At 29.3% G+C, this 26,698-nt stretch carries 27 protein-coding genes and 1 other RNA gene; 18 read left to right on the top strand and 10 right to left on the bottom strand.

Features of this window, described 5'->3' with window-relative positions; translation table 11 throughout:
• Positions 1-3 precede the first annotated feature (3 nt).
• On the top strand, positions 4-2,235 hold the full coding sequence (locus ABGT36_RS09005) for an alpha-galactosidase (RefSeq protein WP_346677672.1): 2,232 nt from the start codon (positions 4-6) through the stop codon (positions 2,233-2,235).
• Between the two features lie 180 nt (positions 2,236-2,415).
• On the opposite strand, the gene ABGT36_RS09000 is transcribed toward ABGT36_RS09005, so the two are convergent.
• The 4 genes from ABGT36_RS09000 to rbr form a co-directional block, all read right to left on the bottom strand.
• A complete protein-coding gene (locus tag ABGT36_RS09000) occupies positions 2,416-2,766 on the bottom strand; it encodes a hypothetical protein (RefSeq protein ID WP_087301099.1) in 351 nt (116 codons plus the stop codon).
• Between the two features lie 320 nt (positions 2,767-3,086).
• A complete protein-coding gene (locus tag ABGT36_RS08995) occupies positions 3,087-3,350 on the bottom strand; it encodes a SemiSWEET transporter (protein ID WP_204215224.1) in 264 nt (87 codons plus the stop codon).
• A gap of 460 nt (positions 3,351-3,810) precedes the next feature.
• Positions 3,811-4,314 carry a MurR/RpiR family transcriptional regulator gene (locus tag ABGT36_RS08990; RefSeq protein WP_346677671.1) on the bottom strand — a complete coding sequence of 168 codons (504 nt, stop codon included), beginning with the start codon at positions 4,312-4,314 and terminating at the stop codon, positions 3,811-3,813.
• Positions 4,315-4,440: 126 nt separating this feature from the next.
• On the bottom strand, positions 4,441-5,118 hold the full coding sequence (gene rbr / locus ABGT36_RS08985) for a rubrerythrin (RefSeq protein WP_087301090.1): 678 nt from the start codon (positions 5,116-5,118) through the stop codon (positions 4,441-4,443).
• Between the two features lie 129 nt (positions 5,119-5,247).
• Here rbr and spoIVA point away from each other — a divergent pair, with 129 nt between their 5' ends.
• The 6 genes from spoIVA to nth all read left to right on the top strand — a co-directional run bounded on the left by spoIVA (position 5,248) and on the right by nth (position 9,737).
• Positions 5,248-6,723 carry a stage IV sporulation protein A gene (gene spoIVA, locus ABGT36_RS08980; RefSeq protein ID WP_087301087.1) on the top strand — a complete coding sequence of 492 codons (1,476 nt, stop codon included), beginning with the start codon at positions 5,248-5,250 and terminating at the stop codon, positions 6,721-6,723.
• A 144-nt stretch (positions 6,724-6,867) separates the two neighbouring features.
• A complete protein-coding gene (locus tag ABGT36_RS08975) occupies positions 6,868-7,140 on the top strand; it encodes an HU family DNA-binding protein (protein WP_087301084.1) in 273 nt (90 codons plus the stop codon).
• Between the two features lie 73 nt (positions 7,141-7,213).
• Positions 7,214-7,921, top strand: a complete 708-nt coding sequence (locus ABGT36_RS08970; protein WP_346677670.1) for a zinc metallopeptidase — start codon at positions 7,214-7,216, stop codon at positions 7,919-7,921.
• 83 nt (positions 7,922-8,004) lie between these two features.
• Positions 8,005-8,493, top strand: coding sequence for a hypothetical protein (locus ABGT36_RS08965; protein WP_087301079.1), 489 nt, complete (start codon positions 8,005-8,007; stop codon positions 8,491-8,493).
• A 4-nt stretch (positions 8,494-8,497) separates the two neighbouring features.
• Positions 8,498-9,088: a DnaD domain-containing protein gene (locus ABGT36_RS08960; RefSeq protein WP_296882111.1), complete on the top strand. Its 591-nt coding sequence runs from the start codon at positions 8,498-8,500 to the stop codon at positions 9,086-9,088.
• Entirely contained in the window at positions 9,081-9,737 is a 657-nt protein-coding gene (nth, locus tag ABGT36_RS08955; RefSeq protein WP_346677669.1) for an endonuclease III, read from the top strand. Before ABGT36_RS08960 ends, nth begins: the two co-directional genes overlap by 8 nt.
• Positions 9,738-9,800: 63 nt before the next feature.
• On the opposite strand, the gene ABGT36_RS08950 is transcribed toward nth, so the two are convergent.
• On the bottom strand, positions 9,801-12,470 hold the full coding sequence (locus ABGT36_RS08950; protein WP_346677668.1) for a transglycosylase domain-containing protein: 2,670 nt from the start codon (positions 12,468-12,470) through the stop codon (positions 9,801-9,803).
• Entirely contained in the window at positions 12,460-13,059 is a 600-nt protein-coding gene (gene recU, locus ABGT36_RS08945; protein WP_087301066.1) for a Holliday junction resolvase RecU, read from the bottom strand. The genes ABGT36_RS08950 and recU overlap by 11 nt, the downstream gene beginning before the upstream one ends.
• Positions 13,060-13,254: 195 nt before the next feature.
• On the opposite strand from recU, the gene gpsB reads away from it, so the two are divergent.
• The 5 genes from gpsB (at position 13,255) to ABGT36_RS08920 (ending at position 16,648) form a co-directional block, all read left to right on the top strand.
• Positions 13,255-13,587 (top strand): cell division regulator GpsB, encoded by a 333-nt coding sequence (gpsB, locus tag ABGT36_RS08940; RefSeq protein WP_239404252.1) that lies wholly within the window; start codon positions 13,255-13,257, stop codon positions 13,585-13,587.
• A 104-nt stretch (positions 13,588-13,691) separates the two neighbouring features.
• Positions 13,692-14,017, top strand: an RNA gene (gene rnpB / locus ABGT36_RS08935) — RNase P RNA component class B.
• Between the two features lie 84 nt (positions 14,018-14,101).
• A complete protein-coding gene (locus ABGT36_RS08930; RefSeq protein WP_087301061.1) occupies positions 14,102-14,656 on the top strand; it encodes a TetR/AcrR family transcriptional regulator C-terminal domain-containing protein in 555 nt (184 codons plus the stop codon).
• A gap of 129 nt (positions 14,657-14,785) precedes the next feature.
• Positions 14,786-15,238, top strand: a complete 453-nt coding sequence (locus ABGT36_RS08925) for a MarR family winged helix-turn-helix transcriptional regulator (protein ID WP_087301059.1) — start codon at positions 14,786-14,788, stop codon at positions 15,236-15,238.
• A gap of 33 nt (positions 15,239-15,271) precedes the next feature.
• Entirely contained in the window at positions 15,272-16,648 is a 1,377-nt protein-coding gene (locus ABGT36_RS08920; protein ID WP_087301056.1) for an MATE family efflux transporter, read from the top strand.
• A 127-nt stretch (positions 16,649-16,775) separates the two neighbouring features.
• Here ABGT36_RS08920 and fucO read toward each other — a convergent pair whose 3' ends face one another.
• Positions 16,776-17,921 carry a lactaldehyde reductase gene (gene fucO, locus ABGT36_RS08915; protein WP_087301053.1) on the bottom strand — a complete coding sequence of 382 codons (1,146 nt, stop codon included), beginning with the start codon at positions 17,919-17,921 and terminating at the stop codon, positions 16,776-16,778.
• Between the two features lie 396 nt (positions 17,922-18,317).
• Here fucO and ABGT36_RS08910 point away from each other — a divergent pair, with 396 nt between their 5' ends.
• From ABGT36_RS08910 to recA, 4 genes are read left to right on the top strand one after another with little or no spacing between them, the layout of a single operon-like run.
• Positions 18,318-19,310 (top strand): helix-turn-helix transcriptional regulator, encoded by a 993-nt coding sequence (locus tag ABGT36_RS08910; protein WP_346677667.1) that lies wholly within the window; start codon positions 18,318-18,320, stop codon positions 19,308-19,310.
• Entirely contained in the window at positions 19,310-19,903 is a 594-nt protein-coding gene (pgsA, locus tag ABGT36_RS08905; RefSeq protein ID WP_087301048.1) for a CDP-diacylglycerol--glycerol-3-phosphate 3-phosphatidyltransferase, read from the top strand. Before ABGT36_RS08910 ends, pgsA begins: the two co-directional genes overlap by 1 nt.
• Positions 19,903-20,361 carry a CinA family protein gene (locus tag ABGT36_RS08900; RefSeq protein WP_087301045.1) on the top strand — a complete coding sequence of 153 codons (459 nt, stop codon included), beginning with the start codon at positions 19,903-19,905 and terminating at the stop codon, positions 20,359-20,361. Before pgsA ends, ABGT36_RS08900 begins: the two co-directional genes overlap by 1 nt.
• Before the next feature lie 38 nt (positions 20,362-20,399).
• Positions 20,400-21,458, top strand: a complete 1,059-nt coding sequence (gene recA / locus ABGT36_RS08895; RefSeq protein WP_087301042.1) for a recombinase RecA — start codon at positions 20,400-20,402, stop codon at positions 21,456-21,458.
• Between the two features lie 46 nt (positions 21,459-21,504).
• On the opposite strand, the gene ABGT36_RS08890 is transcribed toward recA, so the two are convergent.
• Both ABGT36_RS08890 and ABGT36_RS08885 read right to left on the bottom strand, forming a co-directional pair.
• Complete coding sequence (locus tag ABGT36_RS08890) at positions 21,505-22,092, bottom strand: hypothetical protein (protein ID WP_346677666.1); 588 nt, start codon at positions 22,090-22,092, stop codon at positions 21,505-21,507.
• A gap of 31 nt (positions 22,093-22,123) precedes the next feature.
• On the bottom strand, positions 22,124-22,537 hold the full coding sequence (locus tag ABGT36_RS08885; RefSeq protein ID WP_158095207.1) for a helix-turn-helix transcriptional regulator: 414 nt from the start codon (positions 22,535-22,537) through the stop codon (positions 22,124-22,126).
• Positions 22,538-22,593: 56 nt separating this feature from the next.
• On the opposite strand from ABGT36_RS08885, the gene ABGT36_RS08880 reads away from it, so the two are divergent.
• Both ABGT36_RS08880 and ABGT36_RS08875 read left to right on the top strand, forming a co-directional pair.
• Positions 22,594-23,649, top strand: a complete 1,056-nt coding sequence (locus tag ABGT36_RS08880; protein ID WP_346677665.1) for a protein kinase domain-containing protein — start codon at positions 22,594-22,596, stop codon at positions 23,647-23,649.
• Between the two features lie 71 nt (positions 23,650-23,720).
• Positions 23,721-24,293, top strand: coding sequence for a DUF4352 domain-containing protein (locus ABGT36_RS08875; protein ID WP_087301030.1), 573 nt, complete (start codon positions 23,721-23,723; stop codon positions 24,291-24,293).
• A 15-nt stretch (positions 24,294-24,308) separates the two neighbouring features.
• Here the strand turns inward: ABGT36_RS08875 and ABGT36_RS08870 are convergent, their stop codons facing one another.
• Positions 24,309-26,483, bottom strand: coding sequence for a DNA topoisomerase III (locus ABGT36_RS08870; RefSeq protein ID WP_346677664.1), 2,175 nt, complete (start codon positions 26,481-26,483; stop codon positions 24,309-24,311).
• Positions 26,484-26,698: the final 215 nt, after the last annotated feature.

Below are 26,698 nucleotides of genomic sequence, written 5' to 3'. Positions count from 1 at the left end.
TTTATGCCAATAGTATTTCATGAAAAAAGTAAAACTTTTCATCTTTATAATCAAGAAGTAAGTTATATTATTAAAATTTTAAAAAATAATCAATTAGGTCAATTGTATTATGGTAAAGCGATAAAAGATCGTGAAAATTTTGATCATTTGTTAGAAATGTATCATCGGCCGATGGCAGTTTGCAGTTTTGAAAATGATTCAACATTTTCATTAGAACATATAAAGCAAGAATATCCAGTATATGGTAGTGGGGATATGCGTCAAATGGCAATTGATATTATTCAAGAAAATGGTAGTCGGATTTTAAATTTTACTTATCACAGTCATTTAATTTTTAATCAAAAACCTAAGTTAGAAAATTTACCGGCAACTTACAGTGAAGAAGAAAATGAAGTGACTACATTGTCAATTACCTTAGTTGATCAAGTAATTAATACAAAAATTGTTTTAAATTATACTATCTATGAAAATATGCCAGTTATTACTCGTAATGCATATATTGAAAATAACGGACAACAAAAATTAGTGTTAAATAGAGCTATGAGTTTATCATTAGACTTACCAGATAGTGATTATATAATGTTAGAACTCACAGGGGCCTGGTCACGTGAACGATATGTAAAAGAAAGAAAATTAGAACATGGAATTCAATCGATTTATTCATTGAGAGGATGTTCAAGTAGTAATTTTAATCCTTTCATTGCTTTAAAAAGAAAGAATGCTGATGAATTTAGTGGGGAAGTTTTAGGGTTTAGTTTTATTTATAGTGGCAATTTTCTAGCCCAGGTAGAAGTGGATACTTATAATTGTTCTAGAGTAATGATGGGAATTCATCCACATTGTTTTAAATGGAATCTAGATCCTAATATGCATTTCCAAACCCCAGAGGTAGTAATGGTATATAGTGATCAAGGGCTAAATAAAATGTCACAGACATACCATTATTTATACCAGAATCGATTAGTTCGCGGTAAATATCGTAACTTGGCAAGGCCGATATTAGTAAATAATTGGGAAGGAACGTATTTTGATTTTGATGAAGAAAAAATATTAGCTATCGCAAAAACTGCTAGTGAATTAGGAATTGAATTATTTGTATTAGATGATGGCTGGTTTGGTAAAAGAAATAATGATCATACAGGTTTAGGGGATTGGTATGTTAATTTAGATAAATTACCAAATGGAATAGCTAATCTTAGTAAAAAAATTAATGATTTAGGATTAAAGTTTGGTCTATGGTTTGAACCAGAGATGGTCAATAAAGATTCAGATTTATATCGAAGCCATCCGGAGTGGGTCTTAGCAACTCCTAAGCGCAATATGAGCCATGGTCGTAATCAATATGTTTTAGATTTTTCTAATCCTGATGTTATTGAATACATTTATCAAATGATGGTTAAAATAATAGAACAAGGAAACGTCAGCTATATAAAATGGGATATGAATCGCTGTATGTCTGAAGTATATTCGTCTAGTCATCAAAGCTATCAGCAAGGGCAAGTAATGCATGAATATATTTTAGGTGTTTATTCATTATATGAACGTTTAACTAAACGTTTTCCAGATATTTTATTTGAATCATGTGCTAGCGGTGGGGCAAGGTTTGATCCAGGAATGTTATATTATGCACCACAAACATGGACTAGTGACGATACCGATGCAATTGAACGTTTAAAAATTCAATATGGAACATCATTAGTATATCCTGTTTCAAGTATGGGAGCTCATGTATCAGCAATACCTAATCATCAAGTATTTAGAAATACTTCACTTGAAACTCGGGCTAATGTGGCCTATTTTGGAACTTTTGGTTATGAGTTGGATTTAAATAAATTAAATGATGATGAAAAAAAGAAAATCGTTGAACAAATTACTTTTATGAAAGAATATCGTGAGATCATTCAGTTTGGAACTTTTTATCGCTTATTAAGTCCGTTTGATGGTAACGGAAATGAAACAGCCTGGATGGTTGTTTCTAAAGATCAAAAAACTGCTATTGTTGGCTATTATCGAATCTTATTAGAGGTTAATCAAGGTTATCGTCGTTTACGATTACAAGGGTTAAATCCTGATTATTGTTATCATGTATCTAGATTAGAAAGTGATCATTTTGGTGATGAACTGATGAATGTCGGTTTAATTAATAGTGACCATTCTTGTGGTGAAAATCATGAAGTATATGATGGTACTAATGGTGATTATTATTCTAAAATCTATCTTTTAAAAGCTAAATAAAGCTATTAGGCCAGATAAATTCTGGCCTAATAGTGATTTTGTTTAAAAGTACAGATTATTATACAAACATGATATTAATATCTTGTGTCTGTATTTAGATATTTAAGGTGTCTATTTGATAGGATACATTAAGTTGCCATTAGATTTTAAAAACTACTTTTATCTAGTTTACTAAATAGTCTAACAATACCCTATGTATTTAATAACGTAATACTGATTATTTATTTTCTTTACTTCTATTGTTCCACCTAAGTCTCCAGGTATAGAATACCAGCCATTATATTTTATATTATAGTAAAGACTATTTTCATCTGTTTTATCAATATTTTTAGACTCTTCTATTTCTATAAAGAAAGATTTCCAACTATGTGTTTCATCATATATAAATTCAACAATAGCTTCTCTAGGTGTTTCATTATTTAAGCTTTCAAATAAATAATTTGTATATAACTTTAAACATAGGATTGCAATAATAACTATCAAAATACACTTAAAATATCTATTCTTTAATAAATTAATAAATTTTTCCATAAAAATCTTATCCTTACATGTAATTTACTTTTTTCATATTTTGATATTATATCGGAGTATTTTAAAAACTGTAGTGGGGCTTTTTTATTATTAGTAAAGTAATTTTTTATCTAATGGACTAACTTTATGTCAATGAAATAAACACCTATTAACAGTAATATAATTTTTGATGTTTTGAAAACATTTTCTAATTATATTATATATTTGCAATCTGTTTATATCAACTCATATATAGATTATCTATACATGTATATAAAGAATACCACTATGTTAAGAAAAAAAATTAAGTTAGATATGCTTTTTTAAGTTATATTTTTATTTTATTTTTTTGAAGAATATGACTCTTTATATTTATAATATAAAATAATTCCTGCCAGCAAAGTTGTTATTCCATTTGATAAAATAATTGTTATATCATGAAGGATAAGACCATATGCAGTCCATAATATAACGCCAAGGACAAAAATAATATACATTCCTAAAGATATTCCAGAAACATCTTTTGTTTTTAAAACTTGCAAGACTTGTGGGATAAATGAAATTGTTGTAAGTAGTGCTCCTATTGGACCAATAAATTGAATCATATTCATGCCTCCTTTTTATTTATAAATCTTCTTATAAGAGTATTATAGATAAAAATTAAGTTAAAAAAAGAAAATTAGAATACAAAAAAAACAGTGTTACATACTTTTAAAGAAAATTACTTTAAAAGATGAAACACTGTAAACTAATATTCATATAATTGATCATGGAGCTGATATAAATTAATGGCAGTATCATAGTTGTTTTTGATGATTATTGAAATAAGAATATCAAAAATATATGAAACTGAAGTGTGGAAAAGAGAATCACCTAATTCAATAATATTTTCTTTATAGGTGCATAATAGACATACATCCACATTTTTTACAAACGGAGAATCTTTATTAGATGAAATAAAATAACAAAGTGTCCTTTTTTTTCGTAAGTTTTGAATCGCTTTTAACATATTTTTATTTTGCCCATTCTAGAAATAACAATGATTACTGATTTTTAATGTAAAAACTAATATAATAATATTTTATCTATTGATTGATAAACATTTGATAATTTACCAGCTTGCATAATATTATGATAAACATATTCACCAATTGATGCATTTGCATCTAGTGCAAAAATATTTATTTGATCAACATTTTTTATAGCTTGCTGAATTTTTTCTAAGTCATCAATAGATAATCTATTTTTTGTTTCTAGTAGTACTTTTTCATGTAATGAAGAAACCTTATTAACAACAGATATCAGACTTTCTTTTTTTTCTACTTCAATTTCCTGATAACTATTTTCTTTTAAATCAGTTAATAAATGAATTTTAAAATCATTAAATCCCTGATAACCTAATTTACGAACAAAACGTACAATAATAGTTGCACTTGTATATGTTTCATTAGCTAATTGTCTTGTTGTCATTTTAAGAACTTCTTCACAGTGATTTAAAATGTAATCGGCAATTACTACTTCCCTTTCGGTAAAATTTACTTTTTGCTGTAATTTTTTAATAAGTTCCATGATATCACCTATTTATAATTTTAATATACTAAGATGCTTTATTTAATAAAAATTAAATTATCAAAAATATTTTCAGGTACAAAAAAGAAGAATAGATAACTATCATCTACTCTTCGTATTTTATTATTAATAATTTTCACACATTCTTTCAAAATATGCTTTTGGATATCCACATACTGGACAATTTTCAGGTGCTTCTTGACCTTCATAAATAAAACCACATTGACGACATTTCCATCCTTTAGGAGCATCACCTTTAAAAGTAGTACCATTTTTAAATGCTTCTAATAATTTTAAATAACGTCTTTCATGAGATTTTTCAACTTTAGCAACATATTCAAATTTAACTGCTAATTCTTCAAATCCTTCTTCACGAGCTTCTTTAGCCATTCTTACATACATATCTGTCCACTCATCATTTTCACCTTGAGCAGCAGTTTCTAAATTTTCATCAGTACTTCCAATACCATGGAATTCATTGAACCACATCTTTGCATGTTGTTTTTCCTGGTTAGCAGTTTCTTCAAAAATAGCTGCGATTTGTTCGTATCCTTCTTCACGAGCAGCTTTAGCAAAATAAGTATATTTGTTACGTGCCATTGATTCACCAGCGAATGCTTCCATTAGATTTTTTTCTGTTTTAGTCCCAGCATATTTATTACCACTGTTTTCATTAACAGCTTCAAATTTACTTTTAGGTGCTTTACAAACAGGGCAAACCCAGTTTTCATCTAATTCATTCCATTTTTTTTCTTGTGTTGCTTCATCATAAATAAAGCCACAAATTTTACATACGTATTTCATTTTTATCCTCCAAATTTCTTAAATAGTAATAATTACTATTTAATTATATACCTAATATTTTAAAAAGCAAGCAATAAGTTCTAAATGAATAAATAACTCATATAAATAATACGAAGAGAGGAGTTTAACATGGAAACAAAAAATATTTTACATGATATCGCTAAAAGATGCGATGGCGACATATATTTAGGGGTGGTGGGACCGGTACGAAGCGGGAAATCTTCTTTTATCAAGCGGTTTATGGAAATGGCGGTCATTCCATATATCGAAGATAAAGATGCTAAGTTAAGAGCTATTGATGAACTGCCCCAATCAGGCAAAGGAAAAATGATAATGACTGTAGAGCCGAAGTTTATTCCAAATCAGGCTATTGAAATGGTTATGGATGAAAACTTTAAAGTGAAGGTAAGGCTTGTTGATTGTGTCGGTTATGTTATTGATGGTGCTAAAGGATATCAGGATGAACAGGGAATCAGGTATGTAAAAACCCCTTGGTATTTAGAATCAATTCCTTTTGATCAAGCGGCTAAAATAGGAACTAAAAAGGTAATTCAAGATCATTCTACTATTGGAATAGTTATAACTAGTGATGGTAGTATATGTGATATTCCAGGTGCTAATTATAATGAGGCAACCGATGATATTATTGAAGAGTTATTAGAAATAGATAAACCATTTATTGTCATTATTAATAGTCGAGATATTAATAGTGTAGCGTGTCGACAAGAATATAATCGTTTAACGGCAAAATATGATGTTCCAATCTTAACTATGGATGTTACTAGAATGGAAGAACCACAGATTGTATCTTTATTAAAAGAAGCATTATATGAATTTAAAATTAGTGAAGTACGAATAGAAGTACCAAAATGGTTAGCGATGTTATCAAATAATCACTGGTTAAAACAAACGCTAGATAATTCTTTAAAAGAATCATTACAGTCAATTAAGAAATTTAAAGATGTTGAACGAATTGGCGATACTATAAGTGAATATGATTTTGTTGATAAAGCTTATTTAACGGGAATTGATACTACAACATCGAGTGCAACTTTGAAAATTGAAGAAAGAAGTGGGCTCTATAATGAAATATTAGAAGAAATAATTGGTGATAAAGGATTTGATCAAGCAACGTTTTTAACTTTTATTCAAGAACTAGTTGATATTAAAAATGAATATGAAGGTTTTTCGAGTGCTATTAGGATGGTTAAACAGACTGGTTATGGTTATGCGATTCCAAAATTGGATGAAATTGAACTCAGTGAACCAGAGTTAATTAAACAAGGACCACGATTTGGAATTAAGTTGGTTTCTAAAGCGGGAACAACTTATATGATCAAAGTTGATATTGAAAGTACTTTTGAACCAATTATTGGATCGAAAGAACAGGCAGAAGCCTTCATTGATTATTTAAATTCTAATGGTGATGATAAACAGGCAATTTTCAATTGTGATGTGTTTGGTAGAAAGTTAGGTGATTTGATTGAAGAAGGTATGTATTTTAAATTAAATGCTATTCCTGAAAATGCAAGTATGAGAATCCATGATATTTTATCAAAAATTGTAAACAAGGGTAAAAGTAATGTTATTGCTATTGTTTTATAAGGATTAATAAAAAACCGTGAAATTAAGCCGTAAAAATGGTAAATTATGGTAATGTTCAAAAAGGTAAATATTGCTTCTAAAATAGCTTGAAATCGGCACTTTTTAATGTTATACTTTCGTGGTATTAGATTTTTGGAGGTAGTTATGAATAAAAGAGAATTAGTTGAAACAGTATCTAAAGAAAGAAACTTAACTAAAAAAGATGCAGAACTTTTAGTCGACACTGTTTTTAATACAATTTCACGTAGTGTCATCGAAGGAGATAAAGTATTAATCTCTGGATTTGGTACATTTAAAGTTAATGATCGTAAGGCTCGTAAAGGAATCTCACCAAAAACTCAAGAAGAAATGGTAATTCCTGCTAGTAAAACAGTTACATTTAAACCTAGCAGCCGTTTGAAAGATGCAATGAATTAATTCATTGCATTTTATTTTCTTCATAATCAGTTAACAATATAGTGTATAATAATACTAAAAGGAGAGTGAGAATATGCCATTTTATTATTTCCCAATGAGCAGAGCTTACTTAATAGGTTATTTATTAGTAATCATTGGCTCTTTGATAATGATTTATGCTCAAATAAAAGTTAATAGTGCTTACAGTAAATATTCTAAAATTCCTAACAGTCGCCATATGACTGGGGCGATGGTAGCTAGAGAAATTTTGGATCGTAATGGTTTGCAAGATGTTAGAATCAATGCTGTTGGTGGAAAGCTATCAGATCATTATAATCCTCGTAATCGAACAATTAATTTATCACGAGGCATTTATGATGGTACTTCAATAGCTGCATTAGCTGTTGCAAGTCATGAATGTGGTCATGCGATTCAACATTTAGTGGGATATAAACCATTAGTTATTAGAAATGGGATTTTACCACTATGTAATGTGGGACAATATCTAGGATGGATTGCAGTAATTGCTGGTTTAATTTTTGGAAATAGTAATATTGCTTGGCTGGGAGTTATTTTAATGTCTGGTATCTTATTATTTCAGATAATTACTTTGCCGGTAGAATTTGATGCTTCATCAAGAGCTTTAGGAATTCTAAAAGCAAATTACTTAACTACTGATGAATATAGCGGTGCTAGATCAATGCTGTCGGCAGCAGCATTTACTTATGTAGCGGCAATGCTTTCAACTGTATTATCATTACTTAGAATTGTATTGATTGTAGCTGGAAATGATCGTGATTAAAATCTCAAAATTCATTTGAGATTTTTTCTTTTATCTTGAGTAAATTGATAGTATAATGATAAACGAAGAAAGTTGGTGTGATTTTGAAATTTTTACGAAAAAATCGTTTTAATATATTTATTGTTTTTTTAATTTTACTATTTATTTTTGTTAGTTATTTTATGTTATGGGTGCACTTACCATATTCGCAAAATCAAAATGCTATTAAGCGGGTTGAAAATCAAATTGTTCAAGCTAATGAGTATAGTGATGTTGAATATTTTGATCGTTATGATAGTGATAAAAGCTATTATATTATTCATGCAACAAAAGATGATAAAAAACAATATGCAGTTTTTGATGATAAAGCTAAATTTATTAAATCTTATAGTGAAGATGTAGTGGATCAGCAAGTATGTATTGACGATTTTATCAATAGATATAATGTTGAACCTGATAAAGTTACCATTGGCTATGAAAATGAAATTTTTGTTTATAGTTTGATGTATCAAGGAAAGGATTCATTGATTTATGCTTTTTATGGAATTGATACTGGCGATTTTGTAAAAGCATATCGTATTGATAATGGTTAGTAGTATGTTAAAGAGTTTGGTTTCAAGTAAATGTATTAATTTTGAACGATTGCTTGTTTTAAAAGCAAAGGAATTAGGGCTTGATGGAAATGAGTGTCATATTTTGTTATTAATATATGCTTTAAAAGAAGCTAGTGTTCGCTTGATAACACCGGCGATGTTACAGAATTACTCTTTATTATCAACTCATGATTTAAATAAGGTTTTACAAAGTTTATTAAGTAAAAAGTTTATTTATAATCGTTCTGGAGCAATTAGTTTAAATCATTTAGAAGAAAGATTGTTACAGGAAAAAAATGAAGAGGAACCAGAAGAAGCAATCAGTTTAGTTTCTATTTTCGAAGAACAGTTCGGACGGGCATTATCACCTATTGAGTTGAATATTTTAAGAGAATGGAAAGAAAGTAATTATGATGATGAAATGATCGTTAAAGCTTTAAAAGAGGCTGTTAAAAGCCAAGTATTAAATTTTAGATATATAGAAGGGATACTTCATAATTGGGCTAAAAATGGGGTTAAACCCCGTTATGTTGAAAGTGAAGAACCACAACGAAGTGTACCAATAAGTGAATATAAGTGGTGGGAAGATGAATAAAGAAAAGACAAATAGAGTATTAGAATATTTTAATGAATTGTTTCCTGATGCTTATTGTGAATTGAATCATGAAACAGATTTTCAATTATTAGTTGCTGTAATGCTTTCGGCACAAACTACTGATAAAAAAGTCAATCAGCTAACGGAATCTTTATTTAAGAAATATCCAGATGTTTATGCAATGGCAAATGCCAATTTGAGTGTATTACAAGAAGATATAAAAACAATTGGTTTATACCGCAATAAGGCTAAAAATCTTTTAGCGATGGCAAAGACATTAATTGAAAAGTTTGATGGAAAGGTACCAAGTGATCAAAAGCAGTTAGAAAGTTTACCAGGAGTTGGACGAAAGACAGCAAATGTAGTTCGTTCAGTTGCTTTTGATATTCCAGCTTTTGCAGTCGATACACATGTTGAAAGAATTTCGAAACGGTTAGGTTTTGCTAAAAAAGATGATAGTGTATTAACAGTTGAAAAGAAATTGTGTCGTTCTATTCCTCGAAATTACTGGAATAAAGCTCACCACCAATTTATTTTCTTTGGTCGTTATTTTTGTAAAGCTACTAATCCTAATTGCAATGAATGTAAATTATCGGATATGTGTAAAGATCCAATAAAAAAGAAATATCTTGATAATATAAAAAAATAATTGTAACAAAACAATTATTTCTTACTTAAAAACCTCTAAAGAATATTCTTTAGAGGTTTTATATTATCCACTTACTGTAAATGTAGTAGATCGATTAACACTATTTGTACCATTACTTTCAGTTACTCTTACTGTATAAGTGAAACCAGAATCTAAAGTAAATTCTCTAGTAGCACTACCTGTAAAAGTAATTGGATCAAGAATAGATTCTCCTGTAGAACTCAAAAATTGAATTGTAATAGTATTACTTTCATTTTGAGCGTGTACATTTATAGCAATTGATGTACCAGAAATAGTAGATCCATTAGAAACTGTGCTACCATTACTTGTTATTGTATAACTAACATCATCTAGTTGTGAAGTATTAACGTTGATAGTTCTTTCTACTTTATTAGAAGTTACTTCTAATTCAGCATATTTATAATAACCGACAACTCGAACATTACCAGTAGGTTTATAATTAATAGTTCCCGTATTATTTGATAATGTTTCAGTATGAACTAATTGATTTGATTCATCATAGACTTCTACAACATAGACCACAGTTCCATAAGTAGTACCTGATGAAGTATCATAAGCTCCAAAAGATACATTTATTGTTCCACTGCTATTAAGTGTGGCTTCAAATGAATTTAAATTATTAATTGTTGCTTCAGCGGCGGTTGATGTAGGACCTTTTCCTTTTTTTGCCCAGCATGTAATTACACTGCTTGCAGGAGTACTAGAGCTTGGACTTTGATAAGGATATACTCCAGCGACAATTTGAATTTGTTCAACACTGTCAGGTTGATCTGGATATGATTTCTTTTCAGTAGTGTTATCTTCTAAATATTCTAATAAATCTCCAACAACTTTACCAGGATAAGCACGATGTCTACTAGTGTTTTTACCCTCTTTTAATGCTTGAGATTCAAATCCCATCCAAACTGAGCATGTATAATCAGGAGTATAAGCTGTCATCCATAAGTCTTTACTAGCACCACTTTCAGTATTTGAAGTACCAGTTTTAGCTCCGACATTATCAATACCAGATAAATAAGCATAGCTTCCAGAACCACTGCTTGAATAACTTAGCATTGTCTCTCTAATCATAAATGATACATCTTCACCAAGGCTTTGAGTAGCATTATCTTGAATGTCTTGATCAACATTAACAGTTTCATTTTTATCAACGATTTCTACATAATTAATAGTATGTGATTCAATATATATACCATTATTAGCAACTGTAGCATAGGCACCTGCTAATTCTACTGGACTAACACCTTTGGCCCATCCACCAATTGCATATGGCAATTGAATACCATTTTCTTCTTCATATGACATATCAATTCCTAATGATTTCATATCTTCAATAACGGCATCTTCACCAGCACTATCTAAAACTTGTTCAAATGTTGAAATGGCTGGAATATTCCATGAATTTACTAATGCCTCAGAAATAGTCATTGAACCATGGAAGCTTCCATCCCAGTTTTTAGGTGTCCATGAATTGCTGCCATGAGAATTAAAAGTAGTTTCTTTATCTTCGACAGTATGACCAGTACACCAATCTAAATATTTATAAGCTAAACCATAATCTAAAATTGGTTTCATTGATGAACCAGGCTGTTGTTTTACAGTTGCTTTATTTAAGTCACCAGATTTATAGTTACGACCACCAATTACAGCAACAATACGACCATCTTGAGTTGATTGAACACTACCGGCCATTTGTAAATCTTCATCAGTGTAATCATAAGTTTCACCATTAGCCATTTGTGTAGCCATTCTTTGTAAATCCTGATTACAATATGTATAAATATTCATTTGTGTTTCTGCAGGATTCATACCTGTTTTTTCAATTACTTCTTCGGTTACTAAATCAACATAAGCTGCTAGTGAACTATCAGAAGTTGTACTGCTTTGAGATAACATATTTTCAACTTTAACTTGTTTTGCAAGATCGCATTCTTCTTGAGTGATATAGCCATGTTGAACCATTAAATTTAAAACTACATTACGACGAGAAGTTGCAGCTTCAAGGTTGTAGTATGGATCATAGCGAGAAGGTGAGTTTAATGTTCCAGCTAATAAAGCAGCTTCTGGTAAAGTTAGTTGAGAAACATCTTTATTGAAATAATATTTACTAGCTGCTGCTACTCCAATTGAACTAGTACTACGACCAAAATAAATCTTGTTTAAATATAAAGTGATAATTTCTTCTTTACTTATTTCTTTAGTAGCCTGAATAGCAAGAATTACTTCGCTTAACTTACGGGTATAAGTTCTTTCAGCATCAGGAAAATATGATTGCTTAATTACTTGTTGAGTGATAGTAGAACCACCACCTGTAATTCTTAATGAAGCTAAGTTTGTAATAAATGTTTTTGCAATACGTGGTAAATCAAAACCATCGTGTTCAAAAAATCTAGAGTCTTCAGCTGATACAACCGCATCAATTAATACTTGTGGTAATTCTTCATATGTGACGTTTTCACGTTTACCATTTTCATCACTACCATAAGTATACATTAATTCACCGTTGGCATCATAAATTTTACTTGCTTCTCCCGAAAGTAAACGTTCAGCTGAAAAGTCTTCAGTTTCTTTATAAACTGACCAGGCAAAGAAACACCCCATACCTAAACAAATAATTATAAAGACAATTATTAGTGATACGAGAACTTTTTTCCAGTTAAGTTGGCTTTTCTTTTTGTTTTTTTTCTTAGTTCTTGTAAGGCTATCTGTCATTTTCGAGACCTCCTAAATAGTATTGATCAATAATCTTTAAATAATTTAATCGTGGATTATAGCCACTTTCAATTAAATGTCCTTTTTCTTTAATTGTCTGATAGGACATTGATTTTTGATCAGCGCGATAATATGCTTCAATTACATAAGAAGCATCAATTAAGTATACCTCATTTAGATGTGTAAAAGCAATAATAACAAAAGCAATTCCTTGATGTTTAATTATACTTTTCAAATGTTCAATTTGATGGACACTAATATTTGTAAAAGGAAAATTCATTCGTTTCGTTTCTTTTGCTTCAAAATCAAGATACCTTCCTTTGTAGATTCCATTATAATCAGTTGTTGAAGGGGTTTTAAAATAAGCTTCAACTATTCGTGCTGCTGATCTTTTAGGATAATCTACCTTAACAATTTGAATAGGAGTTGGCTTTTTATGAATATTTGCAATTCCATTAGCTAAATAATATTTATTAGTCATATTCAAATCTTCTTCTAAATTCATACCCCGATGGCGGGTATTTAGCTTACCATCAATTAATTTAGTTTGATGAACAGTTGTTTTTTTCAAATTTGGATAATTAACCATAGTTTCTCCTTCTATTACTTTACTAGGCTATTATACCATATATCTGTAAAAATATCATAATATCTTCTAAGATTATAAAACATTGTTAATTTATGAAAAATATCAAAGAATATGTTAATAATCGATTACCTACTTGCATTTAAAAGATTTTTTTGTTTCAATATAATATATAATATGATAAAGGAGTTGATAGACTTGGAAAGAAAAGTAGTACTAAGTCCTAAAAAAATTGTTGATAAAGAATTTAAAGTGGATTTTAAAGGATATAATGCTGAAGAGGTTGATCATTTTCTAGATTTAGTTGTAAAAGACTATGAGGCTTTTGCAGCAATGTTAAATGCTTCTTATGATCGAATTGATCAATTAGAAAGAAGAATAAGTGAACAAAAAGTAAAAATTGCAAAACTTGAACGCGAAAAAACATTACAAGATGATAATATCCATGCAATGGAAGAAAATTTATCTACTAATGTTGATATTTTAAAAAGATTATCTTTATTAGAAAAAGCTGTTTTTGGAAAAAAATAGAAGAAATAGAAAGCTAAATGATCATCATGATTTATTTAGCTTTTTTAATATTTATCATTTTAAAACTTGTTTTATTAAAAAAAATATGTAAAATAGTAGTGACTCATAGAAAACGATTGCTGTAATACAGAGGAAAGTCCAGGCTTCCACAAGCTGCGATGCTTGTAGTGTTTGTACGTAACGAATAAATAAGTTACGGTAGCGTGAGCTAACGACAAGCCTAAGACCTAAACAATTTTATTGCATGGTTGATAAGCTATAAAGTGCCACAGAAACAATTCTAGTTGAAAAACTAGCTGAAAAGAGGTAAACTCTGCAAGGAAGAAACCCAAATTTGGTAGGGGAATCGTCTTGAGGGAAATGAACTAAAAGACGGATGCTTAAAGCATAGATAAATAATCGTTTGAAAAACAGAACTTGGCTTACAAAGTGAGTCTTAATTAGCTGATTTTTCAGCTTTTTTTATTTGTCTAAATTTTACTACTAGTTTATAATAGAATAAGAGGTATGTAAAATGGACAGACATGATGAAACAAAATATATTTTTGCACAAGCAATCAAAGACTTAATTAAAGTTGTTCCTTTAGATAAAATTGCTGTTACTGATATTGTAACTAGAAGTGGAATGACTAGACAAACTTTTTATCGCTATTTTAAAGATAAATATGATCTAGTTAACTGGTATTTTGAAAAATTAGTGTTACAATCATTTCGTCAAATGGGTAACGGATGTTCTTTACAAGAAGCTTTACAATTAAAGTTTGCTTTTATTAACAGCGAACATTCTTTTTTTAAAGAAGCATTTAAGTCTAATGATTATAATAATTTAGTAAATTATGATTTTAACTGTATTTATGAGTTTTATAAAGGGATAATTGAAAAGAATCTTAATCATAGTGTTGATGATGATTTAGACTTTTTATTAAAAATGTATTGCAAGGGATCGATTGATATGACTGTTGATTGGGTATTAAATGATATGCCAATTAGTATTGAAAAAATTGTTAGTTTATTAATTGAGGCTTTGCCAAAACGATTAGAACCATTTATTTTAATAGTAAATTCATAATATTTGAGCAACAGAAAACTGTTGCTTTTTATTTTTAATTATGGATTGACTTTTTATTTAATCAAGACTATACTATGAAATTGTTTACAAGTAAATCATATACAAGTAAACTAAATTAGGTGGTGACATATGACAACAAATTTAGAAACAATGTTGAACTATTTTACTCAAATAAGAAGATATTATGCTAATGAGCTAAATAAACGCTTGAAAGATATTAATTTATCGCCCAATGAAATTTCTATTTTAATTTTACTATCAAATAATCACTTTATTACTACTAGTAGCCAGCTGGTTGTATTGCTTGGCGTTTCTAAAGGATTAATAAGTAGAAGCATTGATGCACTAGTAAAAAAAGAGCTAATTGAATGTAAAAGAGATAGTGAAGATAAAAGAGTAGTGCATCTTTATTTAACTGATAAAGCAGATGAGGTAAGTAAAGTATTACAATTAGAAATAGAGAAAATTAATACAGAAATTTTAGATGATATTCCAGAAGAAAGAATAAAAATTATGGAAGAAACGATGATTGATATTGCAAATGCGTTTAAAAGTAAAAATGATGAATCTGAATTTAAATAATTAGGATTTATTGTTGAAAGGTGGGTATGTTTTATGAAATTAAAAATGTCTAAAGAGGTCGATCTTGGAAAAGAGCCAGTTAAACATTTATTATTTATCTTAGCAGTTCCAGCAATTACCTCACAAGTAGTAAATGCTTTATATAATATGGTTGATCGTATGTATATTGGTCATATACCAAACATTGGTTCTGCTGCTTTAACAGGTGTTGGGGTTTGTTTTCCGATTATTATGATTGTTTCTGCTTTTGCTTATTTATTAGGTATGGGTGGTGCTCCTAGAGCTAGTATCTATATGGGAAAAAAAGATAATTCAACAGCAGAAAAAATATTAGGAAATTGTTTTACAGCGTTAGTTATTGTTGCAATTTTATTAACAGCAATTGTATTAGTTTTTAAAGAACCGTTGTTATATCTTTTTGGAGCTAGTAAGAATACTATTCCTTATGCTCTTGAATATATTACTATTTATGCAATAGGAACAATATTTGTTCAATTAACATTAGGTTTAAATTCATTTATTTCGGCACAAGGTTTTTCAAAAATTAGTATGCTTACAGTTATTATTGGTGCGGTAACTAATATTATCTTAGATCCAATTTTGATTTTTGGTTTTGATATGGGAGTAAAAGGTGCAGCTGTTGCTACCGTATTATCTCAAGCTTTAAGTGCTGTTTGGGCAATCTGGTTTTTATCAGGTAAAAATACAATTTTAAAATTGAAAAAAGAAAACTTAAAAATAGATATGCATATTTTAGCACCATGTATTGCATTAGGAATCGCTCCGTTTGTAATGCAAGCAACAGAAAGTATTTTAGTGTTATGCTTTAACTCATCATTATTAAAATATGGTGGCGACTTAGCTGTTGGTGCGATGACTATTTTATCAAGTATTATGCAATTTGCGATGTTACCATTACAAGGATTAACTCAAGGTGGTCAACCAATTATTAGTTATAACTATGGTGCTAATAATGCTAGTAGAGTTAAAGAAGCTTTCAAATTGCAAACTATTTCTTGTTTTACTTATTCATCTATATTATGGGCTTTAGTAATGTTAGTACCATCAGTATTTGTTTCTATTTTTACAAGTGATCCACAATTAATGGAAATTACAAAATGGGCATTAAGAATTTATATGGCAGGAGTATTATTGATGGGAATTCAAGTTTCTTGTCAACAATCATTCATTGCTTTTGGTAATTCTAAAAAAAGTGCATTTTTGGCAATATTTAGAAAAATTATTGTTTTAATTCCACTTATTTATATTTTACCATTATTTATTGAAGATCAAGTTTTCGCAGTATTTTTAGCTGAACCAATTGCAGATACTATTGCGGTGTTAACTACTACAATAATGTTCTATTTTGAATTTAAAAATATGATGAAAAAGATGAATGAAAGTAAATAACTGATTTTATAAATAAAGTGATAGTTAAAAAAGCTATCACTTATTTTTTGCATTTAGACCAGCTTTGTTATAATAAAAACCCTACCAATCTACGGAGGTGGGATTTTTATTAAATTCTGTTTTATTATTATAATAATGATTTATATAATTCTTTGATTTCTTCAACACTAGTGTCTCTTGGGTTACCTGGACAACAAGCATCAGCTAGAGCAGATTCACTTAAGAAATCTAAGTCTTCAACTTTTACGATATCTTTTAAGTCAGTTGGGATACCAACATCTTGAGATAATTTTTTAACTGCATCAACAGCGGCTTTTCGGTATTCTTCTTGTGACATACCAGTTGTATCAACACCCATAGCTTCTGCGATATCTTTATATTTTTCACCAGTATATTCAGCATTATATTCCATAACTGTTGGTAAGATAATTGCGTTTGCTACACCATGAGGAGTATCATATAAAGCTCCAAGTGGGTGAGCCATTGAGTGAACTAATCCTAAACCTACATTAGAGAATCCCATACCTGCAACATATTGTCCTAAAGCCATACCTTCTCTACCTTCAGGAGTATTATCTACAGCACCTCTTAATGATCTAGAAATAATTTCAATTGCTTTTAAATGGAACATATCAGATAATTCCCAAGCACCTTTAGTAATATAACCTTCAATAGCATGAGTTAAAGCATCCATACCTGTTGCTGCTGTTAAACCTTTTGGCATAGTTGACATCATATCTGGATCAACAAAAGCAACTACTGGAATATCATGAACATCTACACAAACCATTTTTCTATCTTTTTGAGCATCTGTGATTACGTAGTTGATAGTAACTTCAGCAGCTGTTCCTGCAGTAGTAGGTACTGCGAAGATAGGAGTACATGGGTTTTTAGTATCTGCAACACCTTCTAAGCTTCTAACATCACTAAATTCTGGGTTTCTATCAATAATACCAACAGCTTTTGCAGTATCCATTGAAGATCCTCCACCGATTGCAATAATGTAATCAGCTTTAGCGTTGTGTAATGCTTCTACTCCGTGTTGTACATTTTCGATTGTTGGATTTGCTTTAATATCTGAATAAACTTCATAAGCTAATCCAGCTTCATCTAATAAATCAGTAACTTTTTTGGTAACACCAAATTTAATTAAATCAGGATCTGAACAAACTAATGCTTTTTTAAATCCTCTTGCTTTTGCTTCGTTAGGAATTTCATTAATTGCTCCTTTTCCATGATAACTTGTTTCGTTTAATACAAATCTGTTTGCCATATTTTTAAGTCTCCTCCTTTGTTTTAACTGTCTATATTTTATCATTCTTGTGAAAATAAAAACAAGTTACAAATGTAAGCGTTTGTAACATTTAAATAAATACTTAAATTTGTTAATGACGTATGTTTTTAACAAATTTTTGTGGTTTATATATTTTTTTAAGAAAATAGTTAAAAATATTATTTTTAGATAATAAAAAAATTTTTCTAAAAAAACTTGTTATTAGTACATCAAAAGTTTATATTTATAAGGTAAAATAAAATAGTAATAAAGATGTATATTAAAATAAATCTTTCATAAAATAAATGTGATTAGGTTATTGTCATAAGTAAGAATTATGATATAATTTATTTGTTTATTAAAGACGTTTTTTTAAAATAAAAAGGAGGATAGCTCATGGAAAACATTAGCGAACGTGTTAAAAAAGAACGTGAGGCTAGAGGGATTACCCTTGAAGAACTAGCTAAAGGAACATTTATTTCAGTGGCTGTCTTGAAAGATATAGAATCTGGAAATTTTGATACATTTAAAGGTGATGAATTATATCTTAAAATGTATTTAAGAAAAATCGCTAAATATTTAGGTTTAGAAGAAAAAGAGCTTGATGCAGATTTTGAAGCATTAACTCAAGAAATACAATTAGAAGAAATACGACAAGAGGATTTGGCTAAACGTTTAGCTGATGAAAATAAAAAGAACATTACTATTTCTGAAAAGGTTAGTGATTCGTTCAAAGATTTGAAAAAAATAAAACCAAAGAAACCAATTTCTAATAAACGTGTTTATGAAGACCGTTATTTATTACGATATCTTAAATATGCGTTAGTAGGAGTTATTTGCATAGCATTAGTATTTGTTGTCTGGTATACAATTATTGCAAGTAAATCAGATGATAGCAGTGATTTTAATAACAATAATACACCTACAGTAGAAGGGAATAACGAAGCAGCTAATCAAAATACTGATGAACAAAACAATACCGAAGACAATAATAATCCAGCTGACCAAGAACCAGCTGAGCAGACACCAGCAGTTACTATTACTAAAAATGGTGAATTAGATTACAGTTTTAGTGTAGATGAAAGTCAACCAACTATTAAATTCAGAGTTGAATTTGTTGGGCGTTCATGGTGTCGATTAACTTATAATGGTAGTGAATATGATGGTTTTAGAAGTGGAATTTATAATGATGCAAATACAAGTAATTCATTAGATGCTACGCCAGAAGTAGTAGAGTTAGAATTTAATAAAGATGAATTCCAAACTCTTGAATTGACAATGGGATATTTTATGGGACATCGTTTCTATATAAACGATACGCAAATTGAAATTGATCCAAGTGAATACGATGGGGGTAAGAAAACTCTTGTCTTAACGAAGGTGCAATAATGAATTTGCCAAATCGACTCACGATTACCAGAATTTTACTGGTACCGGTATTAATTATCATTTATATGTTTCCATATGCCGATTTTGGCATTGAAGTAGCAAATTTTCATGTTTTAAATACAGATATTTCATTAGTTAATTTAGTTATTTTAGTGATTTTTATTGTCGCTTCGTTTACAGATTATTTAGATGGGCAAATTGCTCGTCGAGAAGATCTGGTTACGACATTTGGTAAGTTTGTTGACCCAATTGCTGATAAGTTATTAATAAATACTATCTTTCTATTATTAGCAAGTAACCAGGTAATAAATATTATTATCCCGATTATTATGATATCTCGGGATACTATTGTTGATGCAATTAAGATGTCTGCAGCTAGTAAACAAGTAGTAGTTGCTGCTAGTAAATTAGGAAAGCTTAAGACTGTAACGCAAATAATTGCAATTTGTATGTTATTATTAAATAATTTTCCATTTAGTGCTTTAAATATTGATGTAGCAACTATTTTTGCTTGGATAGCAACGGTAGTATCTGTAATTAGTGGAATTGATTATTTTATGAAAAATCGTGAAATGCTTATGGAGACTATGTGATGGAAGAATTAGCAAAATTTTTAATTGACAATAATATAAGTATATCTAGTGTAGAAAGTTTTACAGTAGGTAACTTTGCCGCAATGCTAGGAAGTATTCCTGGCATTTCTAAGGTTTATAAGGGTAGTTTAGTAACATATCAAAGTGTTACAAAGGAAAGACTGTTAGGAATTTCTCATGATATAATTCAAAAATATGGCGTTGTAAGTAAAGAAATCGCTTCTTTAATGTGTATTAATGGAAAACAGATTTTAGATAGCGATATTTGCATTTCGTTTACTGGCAATGCTGGACCTGATGCTATGGAAGGTAAACCGGTTGGTTTAGTCTATATTGGTATCTATTATCATGGTATTAATGTTTATGAATTGAATTTAAAAGGTAGTCGCCAGGAAATTCAAAAGCAGGCAATTGATTTTGTTATTAGAAAATTAACAAAGAAGATAAAAGTAAATTAAGATTTTTGGGAGTATATATATAGTAGGAGGGAAAAAAGATGGCAGAAGCAAAGACAAAAGAAACTAAAGCTAGTAAAGAAGAAGCTAAAAAAGCCCAAGCTTTAGAAGATGCAATTAAAGCAATTGAAAAGAAATATGGAAAAGGATCAGTAATGAAGTTAGGTGATCGTGCTGCTGTTAGTGTTGATGTCATTCCTACTGGTTCATTAACTTTAGATTTAGCTTTGGGTATTGGTGGATATCCTAAAGGGAGAATTATTGAAATATACGGACCGGAATCTAGTGGTAAGACAACATTGACACTTCATGCTATTGCTGAATGTCAAAAACAAGGTGGTCGTGCTGCTTTTATTGATGCAGAACATGCTATTGATCCTGTATATGCTCAAAATTTAGGGGTAAATATTGATGAATTGATTTTATCACAGCCAGATTCTGGTGAACAAGGATTAGAAATTGCCGAAACATTAGTACGTTCTGGAGCAATCGATCTAGTAGTAGTTGACTCAGTTGCTGCATTAGTTCCTCAAGTTGAATTAGATGGGGAAATGGGTGATGCTCAAATGGGATTGCAGGCACGTTTAATGTCTAAAGCATTACGTAAAATTGCTGCAGAGTTAAATAAATCTGAATGTACAATTATTTTTATTAACCAGTTGAGAGAAAAAATTGGAGTTATGTTTGGAAATCCAGAAACAACTACTGGTGGTCGTGCATTGAAATTCTATTCATCAGTTAGAGTAGAAATTCGTCGTAGTGAAGCTATAAAGTCTGGTAGTGATATAGTTGGTAATAAAGTTAATATTAAAGTAGTTAAAAACAAAGTTGCTCCACCATTTAAATCTACACAAGTTGATATTATTTATGGAAAAGGTATTTCTCGTGATGGTGAAGTGTTAGATTTAGCAGTAGAACATGATATTGTCGAAAAAAGTGGTGCCTGGTATGCCTATAAGGGCGAAAAAATTGGTCAGGGTCGTGAAAATGCTAAAAACTTTTTAAATACACATCCTGATATTATGGAAGAAATTACTCAGGCAATTGTTGCTACTTTAGAAAATGACGTTGAAGAAACTGATAAGAAAACAAAAAAATAGTTATAAAAAATGGAAAGAGAAGTTGTAATTAACTCTCTTTCCATTTTTAGCATATATCAAAATATACTTCAAAACTAATTAATTCTTCATTGTTTTGTTTTAAAGTTATAGTGTTCATTTCTTCGCAAGGTTCAAATTTGCTAGCAAGTTTAAATTCAATATTCTGCTGGATTCTTTCACAAATCAAAGTATAAGCGAGTTCATCCCAATATTTACAATCTTTAGCCCATGAACATATTTCAGGTAATTCTTCATCAAACTCAATTGCATCACTTGTGTGTTGTAAGATGTATTTTTTTAGAAAATCAGTAATAAATTTTTCTGGAGATAAAGTAAAATATTTTTTATAATCAGAAGTATCGCTTAAAATTAAATTAGCTTGAGCTATCTGAGTAGCAAAATCCATTTCTTGTAGTTGAATGTCATAGCCAACAAAATCTCCCCATTTTGAATATATTGGTTCACCACATATAATCAGTCTAGTATCTTGCTGTAATTTAGTATTTAAACATTTATCAATAACTTTTTTAAATTCGTCAGAAACAGGTTTGATTCGATTTTCAAATGCTGTTTTTAATGAATTTAAAGTATCTTCTTGATTTATAACGTTCCATAATTTTTCTTTATTAGTCATATATATCCTCCTAAAATATTAAATTCGTAAACTACTCTAAAATTGGTAATTCATACATATCCAAAATAAGATTAGTATCGATAATTGATTTTTTATGCTCTAATGCATATAAAATAATTGCATCATATCTAACCTTGGGATATAAATAACCATTATCAGACAACGATAATAAGTTATTAGTTTCACGAATATCTAGTTGCAATGCTAAAGCAATTTGAATTATTTTACTACGACTAGGCTTTTTTTGTCCATTAAAAATTTGATAAGCATATGTTCGATGTAAATTAGTCATTTTTATTAATTCACTTTTAGAAACATCTTTTTTTAATAACAATGTTTCTAAATAAGTAACAAAATCTATTTCTGGAACTTGTAGAAGTAATTGTTCTAAAGTCAGATTTTCATCACTTTTGATTATATCTAATAATTGAGTTGTTGAAATCATCATAATCACCTATAATATATCTTAGCTTGGTCTATTTAATAATGCAAGGAGAAAAAATGGATATAAGAAATCTCTATCATGAATTAGAAATAATAAAAGAAAATGAAAATAAACGATTGGTATTGGTTAGAAATAAAATAGATCATTTACTATATCTAAAACGAGAAATACCTGCATATAATAAGGAAGTTTATTATCAATTAGCAAAAAATCAAATTAAACAAATTCCTAAAATTTACCAGCTTCAAGAAATTGGTAATAAAATAGTAGTAATAGAAGAATATATTAATGCTAGTACCTTAGAAGAATATGTACTTAATAATAAAATAAATAAGCAAGAATCCTTATTAATATTTAAACAAATATGTAATATTGTTAAAGAGCTTCATAATTTAAAACCACCAGTAATTCATCGTGATATTAAGCCAAGTAATATTTTTTATGATGGTTCAAAAGTATATTTATTTGATTTTGATATCTCTCGAAATTATCAAGGTGATAAAAATAAAGATACTTATATATTAGGTAGTGTAGGTTACGCTGCTCCTGAACAGTTTGGTTTTAGACAAACTAATCAGCAAAGTGATATTTATGCTTTAGGAGTTTTATTAAATTTTATTTTAACTAAAAAGCTGCCAAATGAAAAAATATATGATGGCTTTGAAAGTAAGGTAATAAATAAAGCTATCAATATTGATCCCAAACAGCGTTATGAAAGTGTTTCGATGATGTTAGAGGATTTGAATTTAGAAGATAAAAGTTTTAAATTAAAGTATTATTTAATAAATTTACCAGGATTTAAAACTAATTCATTGATTAAAAAAATACTAGCATTAGCTGGTTATATATTAATTTTTTTAGTTTGTATGATTAGTGAAATGACGGTTGATAATAAAGTTTTAACTGGTTTTGATTTATGGCTTAATCGAATATTAATTTTTATTGTTTTAATGACTATAATTTTATTTGCTGGTAATTATTTAGAAATCTGGAATCGTTGCTTTTTAGCAAAATCTAAATCGAAACTTGTACGAGTTATTGGGATTGTTGTTACAGCGACAGCCTGGATATTTTTAGAAGCCTTTATTGTTGGAAGTATCAATAGTATTTAATTAATGTCTGCTACTAGCATACCGATAAATTATCTAAATAAGCTATAATCCTTAATGAGGGAGGATTATAGATGAAAATATTTACTAAATTTAAAGAACTTTCATTAATAAAAAAGATTTTATGTATTGTTTTGATTGTTGGAATTGTTGCTATAGCGGCTGGTTCTAGTAGTGAGGATTCTAGTAGTAATAAAACAGAAAATAAATCTACAACAAATGAAAGCACTCAAGAAAAAGAAAATCATAGCATTGGTGAAACTGTAACAGTGGGCAAAGTTGATTATTTAATTAACGGTGTTGAAATTACTAAGAGTGTCGGTGATGAATATTTAAAAAGTGAAGCTAATGATACATATTTAATTATTGATATTTCAATAACTAATCATGAAACAGAAGCTTTGACAGTCTCTGATAGTTTCTTTAAACTATTAAATAACGGTAATGAATATTCTACTGATGATAATGGGGCAATTTATCTGGGAGATAGCTCAATTATATATCAGGAAATAAATCCTGAAGTGACTTTGCAAGGAAGATTAATTTTTGATGTTCCAGAAACTATTGCTAATGATATGAAAACTGAATTACAAGTGCAAACAGGAGTTTGGGGAAGTGAAAAGGATGTTATTTCACTTGCAAGATAAGTTAAAATAGTAGTACTATTTTAACTCATCTTTAATATTTAATAAGGCAGCAAAAGGCGAATCTTCAATGTTAGTCTGCTGCTTTTTTTGTTGCTGCAAGTATTTTTTGATATCACTTTTACGAGCTTCATTACCTTTTGTTGCTCTTTCTTTTTTAAAAGCATTCATTGATTGGCGATAACCGCAAGTTTTACAAACAAATAATTGTTTTTCTTTTTTACCAACTAACTCTAATTTTTTATGACAGTTAGGACAGCGAGCATTGGTTATGATTGATACAGTTTCTTTGTGCTTGCAATCAGGATTGGAACAAACTAATAATTTACCTTTTTTACCATTAACTTCTAACATAAAATGATTACATTCAGGACATTTTTTAGTTGTTAGGTTGTCATGTTTAAATGTTGCCTGACTGCTATTGATTTCATTAATTATTTTTTTTGTGTATTGTCGTATTTCATTAATGAATTGGTCGGGCTTTTGTTGTTTTTTAGCAATTTTAGCGAGTTGGAGTTCCCATTTAGCTGTTAATTCTGGTTCTTTTAAATCTTGTGGAACTAACTGTAATAGTTGTTTCCCTTTATTGGTAACGTGAATTTCATTATTTCTTTTTTCAATCAAAAAAGTATTAAATAATTTATCGATAATATCAGCTCTAGTAGCAACAGTACCTAGCCCACCAGTGTTAATTAAAGTACTATTTAGCTGTTTAGATTTATTATTGGTATAGTGAACTGGATTTTCCATTGCTGATAAAAGTGTAGCTTCGTTAAAATATGCTGGCGGCGTAGTTTGACCACAGGTTTTTTTAATTTCACTAACAACATATTGATCGTTTTCTTTCATTAGTGGAAGTACTTGTTCAAACTGTTCAGTGTTATCATGATTGTAAATTTGTTGCCAACCGCTTTGGATTTCAATTTTTCCAGAAGTAGTAAATGTTTCCTGGTTGACTTTAGCTTTGATCGTTGTTTTTTTGTATATATATGGTGGCAATAGTACAGCTAAAAATCGTTTTAATACTAAATCATAAATTTTAAATTCGCTATCACTAAATGCTCCTAACATGACGGGCTGTTCGGTTGGAATAATTGCATGATGGTCACTTACTTTTTTGTTGTTGACAAAATGATTTTGTTTTTTAATCGGGTTGGCTAATATTTGATCGATAACATCATCAAAATAGCCACCTTTACTTGCAATAAGTCGTTCTTTTAAAGTTGGTACAATATCTTCAGTCAAATAACGAGAATCAGTTCGTGGATATGTTAGCACTTTATGATATTCATATAAGCTTTGCATGATTGATAATGTTTCTTTGGCTGAAAATCCATATATTTTATTAGCGTCACGTTGTAATTCTGTTAAATCATAAAGCAAAGGGGCATATGATTTTTTATTATTAGTAGTAATATTTGTAATTTTCAATTTGCTATTTTGTAATTGTTCAATAATATTATCTATTTTATTTTGATTGAATATATGTTTTTCATTTTTGTTTGAAAGCCATGACCAGTAGATGTTATTACTTAAAATTTCAATGCCATAATAATTTTTGGGTTGAAAATTTTTGATTTCTGTTTCTCTTTTATCAATCATCGCTAAAGTAGGTGTTTGAACTCTACCACAAGCTAATTGGGCATTGTATTTGCATGTCAAAGCTCTGGTAGCATTAATACCGACTAGCCAGTCAGCTACGCTACGACTGTAGCCACTTTGATATAACGGCTCATAATCACGAGCATTTTTTAAATTTTTAAAACCATCTTTAATTGCTTTATCAGTAACTGATGATATCCAAAGACGTTTCATTGGTTTTTTTACATGGGCTTTATTAATAATCCAGCGAGCAACCAACTCTCCTTCACGTCCTGCATCAGTTGCAATGATAATGTCTTTGATGTCATTTCGATTAAGAAGATTTTTTATTACATTAAATTGTTTGGCGGTGTTTTTGATAACAACTAATTTCATTCTTTCAGGCATAATTGGCAGATCATCTAAGTTCCATTTTTGATATTTATGGTCGTACATTTCTGGATCAGCTAAGGTTACAAGATGACCAAGAGCCCAGGTAACGATATATTTATTTCCTTCTAAACCGCCATTGATATTTTTGTGACATTGTAATACACGAGCAATGTCTTTTCCTACCGATGGTTTTTCAGCTAATACAAGTGTTTTTGTCATTTTTATATCCCTCATTTCTTGTTTATTTTAGCATTATCCTTTTTTAATAGCAAAACTAATTATAATCTATTTCAGTATTATATTTGATAGAAAAATACTATTTACAGTTGTTATAAACTAAATAATATATTGATAAAATAAATTTATGACAAACACTTTTCATTGTAAAAGATGTCAAAATATTATACAATGTTATTGTGCTTGTCGCACAATGA

The sequence above is a fragment of the Erysipelatoclostridium sp. An173 genome, from assembly GCF_963931465.1.
Classification (GTDB): Bacteria; Bacillota_I; Bacilli_A; order Erysipelotrichales; family Coprobacillaceae; genus Thomasclavelia; species Thomasclavelia merdavium.
The sequence above is the reverse complement of the archived record's forward strand: the minus strand, read 5'-3'. Positions and strand labels throughout refer to the sequence as shown.